Origin of the sequence: Mycobacterium sp. THU-M104 (assembly GCF_049197365.1) — a bacterium.
Lineage (GTDB): Bacteria > Actinomycetota > Actinomycetes > Mycobacteriales > Mycobacteriaceae > Mycobacterium.
Window position 1 is genome coordinate 18,172 of the sequence record NZ_JBMIOP010000051.1, and the last position, 10,482, is coordinate 28,653.

Here is a 10,482-nt window from a genome sequence, read left to right on the forward strand (position 1 = left end):
GATCACTTTGGGGCACAGTCAGATAAGGGCAAATCGTCGTCGGTTCGCACAACTCCCTCAGCATTAACCAAGGCAACCTTGAGCCCGGCCACGAGCCTTCTAAGGCGATACCGGAACACAGCGCCGCCTTCCCGTCACGCCGCCGCCGGCCCCTATGTCAGGCGTAGCCATTCGATGGCTTGTCCAGAGATCTGCGCAATCAAGTCAAAGTCTTTGTCAACAGCGAGGACTGTGAGCGCTCCGATATCGGCGGCGGCAGCCACCATGAGGTCAGGGATCGACGGTGCGCGATGCTGACCGCGATCGGCGAGCAGCAGCTGCAACTCGACGGCGCGATCTTCTGCGGCCGGCGTTAGATACTCCACCGGCATTAGCGACAGTGGCGGGGAGACGACCTCGTGACGCGCTTGCGCCGCGGTGCGAAAGGAATAGCCGATCTCCAGGCGGGTGACGGTGCTCATTCGCACGAGACCGCGTTCTATCCGGTCGATCCAGAGTTCGGCATCGGGCGAGCCTGATATGCGGGTGTAGGCCGACTTGTCGATGAGCCACGTGGTCACCGCCACGCGCCCTCCATTACCTCTGGGTCGTCGAGGTCCGCCGCTGCGGCCGCCGCGCGACGCATGTCCTCGATCGTGAGCCTGCCTTGAGGTTGCCCCTCTGAGCGCTCCGTCTCGAACCGTCGCCGCAGATACTCCTGCCTCGACAATCCGCGCGCCGCCGCGGACGCATCGATGTGCGCCACCGCGGCGTCCGATAGTCCCCTGATCAACACATCAGCCATACCGACCAACCTCCTGATATCGATGATATCATCATGTCAGATGGTAGCACCGGCGAGATTCGACGCGGCAAGTCGGAAAGTCGTCGGCCAACGATGCTGAGTGACCGCCAGCCGATTGTCCGCCAAACAAGGCGAGCCAAGGAGAACGAGTGCCTCGACTTACCTCGGATCGCGAGGAAACGAGAAGCCATGAACGACACCCAGATCGACGGCGTGGCCGCCTACGCCTCCGCAATTGGTACCGGGAACACAACGACCCCAAGAGGTTCCGATGGCCCACCGCTTCGTAATCCGTCGCCTCGGCGCCCTGCCTTGGCCCCACGGACTTGGCAAGAACGCCGGCGACACGCACCCGTACAAGAAGCTCGATACCCAGTTGAAAAACTACCTCGGCGATCGCCGCTATGATCCCGCAGCCCACCAGCGGGCCTACCAGAGCGCAGATCCCGAATACCGCCGCATCGTCCTGGACGCGCTGACCCAGATGCCGTGGAGCATCGACCTACTCGACGACGTAGACGCGGCAACAACTCTGGCGCGCTCATCGCCCCTGTTCAATCAACCACTACCAGACGACCAATCCCAGTGGTCCGATTGGGCGAGGCCCTACTGCACCGCCAAGGGCCTCACTAGCACCTGGCTCGGGTGCCCTGCCGACATCGGACCCACGTGTCTCGCCGACGGCCGCCACCGGATCACCTATCTGCGATTCCATCGACCGCCCGAGTACGAGATCCTCGTGCGCGTTTTGGGGACTGCCCGGTAGCGACAACCACGGCAGTCCGGTATTGGAAAGAAGCCCAGCCTATAATTCATGCATAATCACCGTTATGCATGAAATGATCGGAATTCATTGTTCCGGCTGACATTTCGCGTTGGGCGACACGCATCCGATTCGTCACGGTGACGTAATGACGTGAACCGTGAGTGCGAATTTCAGCGTCAGTTACCTCGGCGCTGGTGTCCGTTCTCACTGAACCTGGAGCAAGATTCTCAGCGAATCTGGGGCACGCGTGCTTGCGGACTGGGTGGGGGAACGCGACATCCGCGACCGAGCCAGTCAATCCTGTCGGTACCTCAGCGGGGCCAGGGCGCTCTAATCGGCGGTCCCAGATGGCACCACCCATTGGCACGGCTGGCCGGTCACTGCGGAAATCAGGTCGAAGTCGGAGTCGTAGTGCAAGACGGTCAGTCCGTGTTCTTCGCTGGCGGCGGCGATCAGTAGGTCAGGGATCTTGCGGCCTCGCTGGCTTCGCTCAGCGAGGAGCCGTTGCACCTGAAGTGCGCGACGATGATGCGATTCGGTCGATTCGACCGGCTCGAATGCGTTCAATGCCGCTGTAAGGCGGTCCCACTCGGCCGCATTCCTCGCCGAATAGCCGACCTCGAGATCGGTGATACGGGCCCTCGCGACCTCGCCCGAAGCCGCGAGCGGTTCCACCGCTTGCCGCACACTGGGCTGGCCGAGTCGTTTGATCACACTGGTGTCGATGAGAAACGTCAGCGCCATGCCTCAGCGCGATCTTCGGACGGTGCGGCGGCCAATGCGTCCAGCGCGGCGGACACATGCTGTAGTCGGTGCGACGTCGCCCGGCGCAGAGCCGCGTTTACCGTCTCTTTGATCGTAGAAGTTCCCAGTTCCGCGCGAGCCATCTCCAATGCCTGCTCGTCAATGTCGATCAGATGCTTTCCCACAAGCCCAGTATATACACGACGCATCGCGATATATATTCACTCGGGTACGGCCTGGCCGGCGGCCACCGAAGCCCACACGCGCCGATTCGATGAGAATCTTGCCCCAGGTTCGGTGAGAACGGACAGCTGGGCCGTGCCGAGAAGTCTTGTGCGGTTGGTTGGCTGCTTGCGTCACTATCTTGCGATCGGCATAACGCCGACCAACACCACATAGTCGCCAGCGGAGCCGCGAGTCCATAGGACGGCGAGACTGTCGACGGGATGCGGACCGCACGGGCACCTTCCACATTCTCTTGCCGTTTGATCCGGTAATTTCTTCCCGCCTGGCCTGCGCGCTGTCCGGCTGCTGGTCGATCAGTTCGAGCACATCGCAGATCGCGTCCCAAGTCTGGTCGTCGGCCGATTCCTCCAGCGCGTCGAGCTGCGCGCGGCGGCCGGCCGCCCCCGGCCTCTGTGCGTACTCGATGGGCACGGCTATCGGCGCCGCGTATAGGTGCGTTTCACGGCGGTGGCCGGGTCGTCGAGGAAGTCCTCGATGCGCGTGCGGTCGGCAGTCGTGAGCGCGAGGTAGCTCGCCTGTGCCGCCGACATGACTACGGCCGGTTCCAGCACCAGCACGCCGTCGGGTTCTTCGCGTAGCAAGTACGTCGAGTCCGGGTGACCCACCAGGGTGACGCGGCCGCGACTGTCGGTGCGGATCATCTCGCTCATATCACCACCCTGCCCTTTGTGGGTTGAACCCACAAAGGGCAGGGCATCATTCTCAGTCTGCGGTCCTCGGCCCCAGGGTTTGGATGCGGACCTAGCCGCGACACAGGCGTAATATGCGAAAGCATGTTCGAACGCTGGCTATCGGATCCGGCCTACCCAACCCTCTTTCGCACCAACCGCCCGGTCGCGGTCCACGCCGCCGAGGCCCTGCCCAGCACCGAGCACGTCCGCGCCGACGAACTGCCGCTCTGGGTGAGATCTTTCGGCCTGCGCGTCGAAGCCCACATGCTCGCGCGCCAGATCGCGTGGATCCGGCGAAGCGACGGCGGCTGGCTGGCCGCGGTCCTCATGCCGGCCGCCAGCAGTAACGGAAAGTCGCGCCTGACAGTCCCGCTCTTGCTAGACCCGCAGCTGATCACGACCGACCTCTCCGTCGTCAAACCGTACGAAGAGACCGAGCCGGATAACCGCGAATTGGATTGAGAGCGAACCGACCATGACACCTGCGCCGTCCAACCCTAGAGAAACCAGCGGCGCGGCGGTCGTCAGTCAGAAGCCTCGTGGCCGCCGTCAAGTATGCCTTGGGTTAACGCTGAGGGAGTTGTGCGAAGAGCGCTCGCTATCCGCGCCAGGGTGCCGACCGTAACGTTTTTGCGACCGTTCTCGAGCTGGTTGACGTAGGTCCGGTGAGTACCGCTGAGGTCGCCGAGCTCGCTTTGTGACAGCCCAAGCTTTTCGCGGCGGGCCTTGATGCGCATGCCGAGTCGGACCTGAATGGTGTCGTCATCAATCTGCACCGTCTCGACCATTTCCGCCGCCCCGTTCCTTTGTTGCACATAGTCTACGCGCCGGGTTGCCGCGCCCGGGTGTTTTAGAACAGGGCGTCGGCGGTGGCTTCTTGCCACCACTGCTCGAAGCCACTGCGCTGCTTGGCCTGCGCTCCCGCTGGTGCGGCCACGAACAGGTGATCGATCCCGCCGCGCCCGCGTTCCCGCAAGACGTGGCGCACGATGCCGTCCTGCCCGCGCACCGGCCCACCGGGCTGTGAGGCCAACTGATCGGCCATCGCCGCCCGGCTACCAGTTGCGACAATGCGCAGCGATCGAGCGACGATGCCCCGCTTGCCGTCCTTGCCCGGGCGAGCCACCCTGCGCACTTCGTAGATCGACCAGGCGCGGTTATGCAGTTCTGCCTCGAATAGGTCGCTGACTTCTGACAGGCCGGCCTCGATCACCAGGTCGGCCACACTGCTGCCCTCGATTAACGTCTGTGACGGGTTGATGCTGCGGGCGACATGCTCAAGGAACATCGCGTCGGCGCCGAGTTGCGGCTCTTGACGGTAGCGCTCGATCACCTGCGCGCGGCCCGCGGCTGTACTCATCGCGAACGGGCAAAAGCCGCAGCAACTTTTCGGCACGGTCTCACCAAGAACCTCTAGCAGGTAGCGCTGGCAATCCGATCTGGTCCAGCCCCAATCCTGGAGCGGATACCAGCCACAGCGCAATTCGGTGTCGTGTAAGCGGTCCTTGGCAGCGCGGGAGGCTTCATTGGCTTCGAACCCAACGGCATGGCGATACGGGCGGCCCTGGGTGATGCGTGCAATGACGGGATCGAGTGCATCGCCCTTGGAGTGGACACTGCAAATTCTAGATCCGCCGCGCTGTGGAATCGTTGCCGCCGAGAGCATTTCATCGCCGAGGGTGTACTGGCCCCCGGCGTGGAGCTGCTGCGGGCTGCGTGAGTCGTCGAGGATCACGATGCCGTCGCCCGCGCGGCTGGTCCTGCGCTGCGAGCGGGCCGTCTGGATGTAACGGATCGCGTGCTGGCGCAAGCGGGGTAGGACAAGCCGATTCATCGCCTCGACCGTCGCCGCGCTCTCGTGCCCGGTCATCGCGGTGACAAGCACCAGCTCCTCAAGAGCGAAGTCGCGTGACGAGGCATCGGTGAGCCATCGGATCAGCAGCGACGTGCTGTCCAGGCCCAGGCCGAACGACAACACGACCGATGGTGTGGCCGCATGGCTGTCGAGACCGGCCAGCCGCTTTGGACTGTACTGCGTTGCAGTGATGGGCATTTCGGTTACTCAACCCCTCGATTGATGTTGCTTATAGTCTACAGCCAATGTAGACTATAAGCAACATCCACGGTTCGAGTCCCGCACGAAGGAGTAGGCCCCATGATCTACGTTGACCGCGAAATCACCGAGGTGCGCCACTCAGCTTTTACGCGCGAAGAAGCCTTGAACCTGCTGGCGCAAACCAAAACTGGCAGCGACGCGGCCATCCGCAACGAATACGCCGCACTCGATGACCACGATCTGGCCCAGGCGTTCGGCTACGAGGTCGGCAACGCCGGTGTCATTACCGAAGCGGTGGTGGCCCGGGAGTCCTCCGACGTTCGTTCGGTAACCGAATCCGCAAGCTGGCGCTAAGCGGCCTGCTCGCGGCCGAACCGCGCCTACCCCACCGACTTTCACGTCCAGCCCGTAAACGACAAGGAAGAGATACGTACATGCAGATCACTCACGAAGAGGACGCAATGGTCGTCACGATTCCCGGCGGCGCCGAGGTTTTGGTCAGCGCCTTCGTGTCAGAAGTCGATGGCGTCCCGGTCATCCAGGTTGACACCAACCCAGGAGCAGGTCCTCTGCGAGTCAATCTCAACGACAGCACGCTATGGGACGGCGACCCCGACACCGATGGCTCTGTCGATGACTGACCTCACGACCGACCAGCGGTGGCTGCTGTATTTCATGGGCGGGTGGGCAATTCGCGACTGCCTCATCGGACCCGCCGGAACTGACCACCTGATGCAGTCCATGTCCGGAGCGTGGGGGCACACCCACCCTGACGGCGGCCCCGCATGGATGACCGGCTGGAGCACCCGCAGCGGCAAGATCACCTCTCCCGGGCACGGCGAGGCCCGCGTCGTCATCTCCAAGGCGCAGATCAACGCCTATGCCCGTGGCTTGCCCGCTGACATCCGCGCCGAACTCATCGCCGTCAGAGACCTGGACCAGGCCGAGAATGCACGGGCATACGACTGGTGCTACTGCCCCTGGTCCACCACTGCCCCCAACGCGCAAGGCGGCCCGTGCACCCGCTATCACCCCAGCCACGACGAGGCCGACGCACACCGGGCCCGCGCCCGCCACATCGGCGACCAGCTCGACGACGTCCTGCGCCGCGCCCTGCGCATCGGCGACCCCACCGCCGTGCAGCTCGAACTCTTCGCGCCCGGCTGAGCCGAGCCTGTCCGCGACCAACGAAACCGCCTACGAGATCAGGAGCTAGCTATGACATCGACCTACGTGGCCACCGTCTCACCCTTCGGTGGCTCCGCACCCGGCGACGGCGCGGCACTGGCCCGCGTTCGCTACGTCAACGACCACGCAACCTACGTCGCGGTCACCGACGTCAGCCACGAGGCCCTACCCGACGTCACCGGGTATCCGCTCGAATTCTGGCTGACCATCGACCAGCTGGCGCGCCAGGCCCATCATTACCTCGCCGAGCTGGTGGCCACCGGGAAGCTTGCCCGTGTCAGCACCTTCCAAGAATTGCCGCCGACCGTGGCCGGCCGGATACATGACTCGCTGGGCCTGGCCCGCCTGGGACCCGTCGAGCAGGTCTACGTCCAGCTTCGGGTCACCGACCTCCTACGGTTCGGCTGCCCGCCCGCCCGCAAGTGCCCACCAACTTCCCGGTAGCCCAATGCGTTGCCCCGCAAAGGAATCCGGCCTGCGCAAACGGCCTGGTCGCCCACCAAATATGCCAGGTCAAACCCCGCCAATATGTAGACTATAGTCTACTTCATAGTGTAGACTATAGATAACACCCTGGGATGACTCCAGGTACGGAAAAAGGGGTTACCGCAATGCATTCCACGTCCAGCGCCACAGCCGAGCACCGACCCGCAACACGGCAACGCAGGTTCGCTCACGACGACCTGATCGCCGTCGATTTATTCAGCGGTTTCGGCGGCCTCACCCAAGGCATCGAACGCGCCGGGTTCACCACGATCATGGCCGCCAACCACAACCGCTACAAGATCGAAGTTCACGAGGCCAACCACCCTGATGCCGAACACTGGATCGCCGACCTAGTCGACCCCGAATCGGCGGATTACCACTCCGCGCGCGACCTGCCTGCCGCAGACCTGCTAGCCGCCGGAATTTCCTGCGTCAACCACTCGCAAGCCAACACCAAGAAGGCCTACGAGCAGGGTCTGTCGCTATTCGACCTCGATGACCCCGACTTCGAGGCAAGTGTTAGCCGATCCGAACGCGACCGCGCCACCGCCAACTGCGTCCTGCACTACGCCGCCCAACACCACCCCCGAGTCATCCTCATCGAATGCACCACCGAACTGACCTCCTGGGGACCAGCCATTCCCGGCAAGCGCAAGGTCGGCGACGGCTCCACCTACCGGTGGTGGCTCAAGCAATTCGACAACCTCGGCTACAAACACCGCGTCCTCTACCTGAACTCCATGTTCTTCGGAGTACCTCAAAGCCGCGACCGGCTGTATATCGCCTTTTGGGACCGCCGGATCCCCACCCCTGATCTCGACCACCGCCCGGCCACGTGGTGCGCGCGCTGCGACCAAGTCGTCGCCGCGGTATGGACGTGGCGAACCGGGGTACCTCCCACCGGTTCGGTGCGCTACGGCAAGCAGTACGACTACCGCTGCCCATCCTGCCGAGGCGTCGTCGTCCCTCGCATGACGCCGTCGCTGGCGGCCATGGACCTGACCAACCTCGGCACGCGCATCGGTGACCGCGCCAAGCCGCTGGCCCCGGCAACCATGGCCCGCGCCGAGCGGTGCCGCCAACGCTTCGCCGACTTCCCCGCTATCTTGATGCCCGCCAAGGCCGTCCACGGCAGCGAGCGTCACCCGTGGCAGCCGATGGCCACCCAGACCAGCCAGCAAGAAACCGCGATCTTGTCGACTGGTGCCCTGATCGCGGCCGCCGGCAATACCTACGAGCGGCCCGGATCAACCTGCCGCAGCCGCGATCTGAGCCAACCGCTGTGGGCGCAAACCGCCACCAACGCCACCGGCCTGATCGCGCCGCCCGTCGCCATCACCGGACAGACCCTGGCCGCGCACCGACACAACGGCGACGGCAAGCACATCAGCCTGCCGATGGACACGGTCACCAGCACCCACGAAAAGGCACTGCTGTTGGCGGTCACCAACTACCAGGGCGGCCCTCGCGGCAGCGACGAACCGCTACCCACCCAGGGTGGCTCCGAGACGCTCGGAATCGTCTCCAGCGGGGTTGTCCCGTTCCGCCGCAACACCGTTCCCACCAACCACGCCGAGGCGATGCCCACCGTTACCTCCGACCAGATCCCCGGACTGCTCACCGCCGCAGGCGTGATCAAAAACAACGGCTCGATCGCCGAAGCCCAATATCGCGCGCACCCGGTCAGCGATCCGCTGGGCACCGTCGTCGGCTCGGCCGTCACTCAAGGTGTGCTGTTTTCCGGCTGGTACAAGCAGAACGGCAGCCAAGGCGTCGAGACCGCACCCCATCCGATGAGCGACCCCCTGGGCACGCTGACCTCCCGCGACACGACAGCGGTCCTCAGCGCCCACTGGCAGGCCATGCTCGCCGACCTGCAACTCGAGGACTGCTACTTCCGGATGATGGCCGCCCACGAGATCGGCCGAGGCTGCGGATTTGACGTCGACTTCGTCGACCACAAAGGCACTTTCACCGTATGGGGAAGCGCCCGCAACCAAACCGACGGCTTCGGCAACGCGGTCTCCCCCGCAGTAGGTGAATGGATCGGCGCGCGGCTTCGGGCCGCACTGCACGGTCAGGCCGCCGCCTGAAGTCAGCTCCCCAGGGGGTGGGGTGACCCAGCCTCCCCCACCCCCTGCGCAGCACCACCACCTCGGCGCCGACGCGCCACCCACACCGTCCACGTCGACCTCGATCAATCACAGACGGAGGCTCCCAAGGTTAGATGCTGCTAATATACCCCCATGGCGAAGATGAAATCCGCTGGTCAGCGGGCTGGGGTGCGGTCGGCGGCGATTTACGCGCGTATCTCGGCTGATGTGGAGGGCACCGGGTTGGGGGTGGCGCGGCAGTTGGAGGATTGCCGCAAGCTGTCTGCTGACCGCGGTTGGCCGGTTGGCGATGAGTATGTGGATAACGATGTGTCGGCGTTCTCGGGCAAGCCGCGTCGGCAGTATGCGCGGATGCTGGCCGATCTGGCATCAGGGGCGCGGGATGCGGTGATCGTCTACAACTTGGACCGGTTGCATCGCCGACCGGTGGAGTTGGAAGAGTTTGTCGCTTTGTGTGAGTCGGTGGGTGTGCGAGACGTGGCTACCGTGACCGCCGATATTGACCTGGGTAACGATGACGGGTTGTTCATGGCCCGGATTTTCGCCGCGTTCGCCGCCAAGGAGTCCGGGCGCAAGTCCGCACGTATTCGCCGCAAGATGTTGCAGAACGCCGAACAGGGACTACCGCACGGCTCGGTGCGTCCGTTCGGCTACGAGGACGACAAGATCACGCTGCGGACGTCGGAGGCGGCGGTGGTGCGTGAGATGGTGGACCGCTACTTGGCGGGCCAGTCGTTGTTGTCGTTGACGGTGTGGCTCAACGACTCCGGCGTTTCCCCGGCGGTGGCCAAGTCGTGGCAGACCTCGGCGGTGCGCCAGATCCTGTGCTCGGGCCGTATCGCCGGGCTGCGGGAGCATCGTGGTGAGGTGATCGGCCCCGCGAAATGGCCGGCGATCATCACCCCGGCGGAGCGGGACCGGATCTTGGCGCGTATCGCGGCGCGGTCGGTGACCAAGACGCGGGCGGCGCGCACGTATGTGTTGTCGGGGATGCTGCGGTGTGGGCGTTGCGGTAATCGGCTGTATTCGCAAGCCCGGCACAGTAATCCCGATCATCGGGTGCGCCGCTATGTTTGTCTGAAAGGACCCGATCATGGCGGCTGTGGTCGGCTGACGGTGGTCGCCGAACCGGTTGAGGCGTTGTTGACTGATGCGGTGTTGACCCGCCTGGATTCTCGGGATCTGGCGAAGGTGTTGGCCGGCAAAGCCAGCCCTAATCATGATGTGGCGGCGTTGGCGGCGGCCGTGGAGGCCGATCAAACGCGCCTCGATGAGCTGGCCGGGTTGTATGCCGACGGCGCGATCAGCGCGCGGGAGTGGATCGCGGCCCGCGACCCGATCACCAGCCGCATCCAGCAGGCCAGGCGTGACATCGCTGAGGCCACCGATACCAGTGAGGTTTATGAGTTGGCGGGCACCGGCGGGGC

At 64.2% G+C, this 10,482-nt stretch carries 15 protein-coding genes and 1 pseudogene; 8 read left to right on the top strand and 8 right to left on the bottom strand.

Annotation, left to right across the window (positions count from 1 at the left end):
• Positions 1–152 precede the first annotated feature (152 nt).
• On the bottom strand, positions 153–566 hold the full coding sequence (locus ACOJVU_RS05545; RefSeq protein ID WP_095794439.1) for a PIN domain nuclease: 414 nt from the start codon (positions 564–566) through the stop codon (positions 153–155).
• Entirely contained in the window at positions 557–784 is a 228-nt protein-coding gene (locus tag ACOJVU_RS05550; protein WP_095794440.1) for a hypothetical protein, read from the bottom strand. The genes ACOJVU_RS05545 and ACOJVU_RS05550 overlap by 10 nt, the downstream gene beginning before the upstream one ends.
• Positions 785–1,055: 271 nt before the next feature.
• Here ACOJVU_RS05550 and ACOJVU_RS05555 point away from each other — a divergent pair, with 271 nt between their 5' ends.
• Entirely contained in the window at positions 1,056–1,550 is a 495-nt protein-coding gene (locus ACOJVU_RS05555) for a transcriptional regulator (RefSeq protein WP_095794441.1), read from the top strand.
• A 330-nt stretch (positions 1,551–1,880) separates the two neighbouring features.
• Here ACOJVU_RS05555 and ACOJVU_RS05560 read toward each other — a convergent pair whose 3' ends face one another.
• The 4 genes and pseudogenes from ACOJVU_RS05560 to ACOJVU_RS05575 all read right to left on the bottom strand — a co-directional run bounded on the left by ACOJVU_RS05560 (position 1,881) and on the right by ACOJVU_RS05575 (position 3,190).
• Entirely contained in the window at positions 1,881–2,294 is a 414-nt protein-coding gene (locus ACOJVU_RS05560; protein ID WP_095794464.1) for a PIN domain nuclease, read from the bottom strand.
• On the bottom strand, positions 2,285–2,479 hold the full coding sequence (locus tag ACOJVU_RS05565) for a hypothetical protein (protein WP_095794463.1): 195 nt from the start codon (positions 2,477–2,479) through the stop codon (positions 2,285–2,287). The genes ACOJVU_RS05560 and ACOJVU_RS05565 overlap by 10 nt, the downstream gene beginning before the upstream one ends.
• Positions 2,480–2,653: 174 nt before the next feature.
• Positions 2,654–2,951 (bottom strand): annotated as a pseudogene (locus ACOJVU_RS05570) (hypothetical protein).
• Positions 2,952–2,953: 2 nt separating this feature from the next.
• The gene (locus tag ACOJVU_RS05575) at positions 2,954–3,190 is read right to left on the bottom strand and encodes a hypothetical protein (protein WP_095794462.1); all 237 of its coding nucleotides are present in this window, start codon (positions 3,188–3,190) and stop codon (positions 2,954–2,956) included.
• 123 nt (positions 3,191–3,313) lie between these two features.
• Between ACOJVU_RS05575 and ACOJVU_RS05580 the strand changes: the two genes are divergently transcribed.
• On the top strand, positions 3,314–3,673 hold the full coding sequence (locus ACOJVU_RS05580; protein ID WP_176471047.1) for a hypothetical protein: 360 nt from the start codon (positions 3,314–3,316) through the stop codon (positions 3,671–3,673).
• A 62-nt stretch (positions 3,674–3,735) separates the two neighbouring features.
• On the opposite strand, the gene ACOJVU_RS05585 is transcribed toward ACOJVU_RS05580, so the two are convergent.
• Positions 3,736–3,999 (bottom strand): helix-turn-helix domain-containing protein, encoded by a 264-nt coding sequence (locus ACOJVU_RS05585; RefSeq protein ID WP_095794461.1) that lies wholly within the window; start codon positions 3,997–3,999, stop codon positions 3,736–3,738.
• Positions 4,000–4,061: 62 nt separating this feature from the next.
• On the bottom strand, positions 4,062–5,264 hold the full coding sequence (locus ACOJVU_RS05590) for a hypothetical protein (protein WP_255254606.1): 1,203 nt from the start codon (positions 5,262–5,264) through the stop codon (positions 4,062–4,064).
• Positions 5,265–5,366: 102 nt separating this feature from the next.
• On the opposite strand from ACOJVU_RS05590, the gene ACOJVU_RS05595 reads away from it, so the two are divergent.
• From ACOJVU_RS05595 to ACOJVU_RS05620, 6 genes are all read left to right on the top strand, one after another.
• Positions 5,367–5,621, top strand: a complete 255-nt coding sequence (locus ACOJVU_RS05595) for a hypothetical protein (RefSeq protein ID WP_095794459.1) — start codon at positions 5,367–5,369, stop codon at positions 5,619–5,621.
• An 80-nt stretch (positions 5,622–5,701) separates the two neighbouring features.
• A complete protein-coding gene (locus ACOJVU_RS05600; protein ID WP_095794458.1) occupies positions 5,702–5,908 on the top strand; it encodes a hypothetical protein in 207 nt (68 codons plus the stop codon).
• Complete coding sequence (locus ACOJVU_RS05605; protein WP_095794457.1) at positions 5,901–6,434, top strand: hypothetical protein; 534 nt, start codon at positions 5,901–5,903, stop codon at positions 6,432–6,434. The genes ACOJVU_RS05600 and ACOJVU_RS05605 overlap by 8 nt, the downstream gene beginning before the upstream one ends.
• A 51-nt stretch (positions 6,435–6,485) precedes the next feature.
• Entirely contained in the window at positions 6,486–6,899 is a 414-nt protein-coding gene (locus ACOJVU_RS05610) for a hypothetical protein (protein ID WP_095794456.1), read from the top strand.
• Between the two features lie 167 nt (positions 6,900–7,066).
• Positions 7,067–9,034, top strand: a complete 1,968-nt coding sequence (locus ACOJVU_RS05615) for a DNA cytosine methyltransferase (protein ID WP_095794455.1) — start codon at positions 7,067–7,069, stop codon at positions 9,032–9,034.
• A 153-nt stretch (positions 9,035–9,187) separates the two neighbouring features.
• Positions 9,188–10,482: recombinase family protein (locus ACOJVU_RS05620; RefSeq protein ID WP_421528866.1), on the top strand; the 1,295-nt coding region annotated here is incomplete at its 3' end.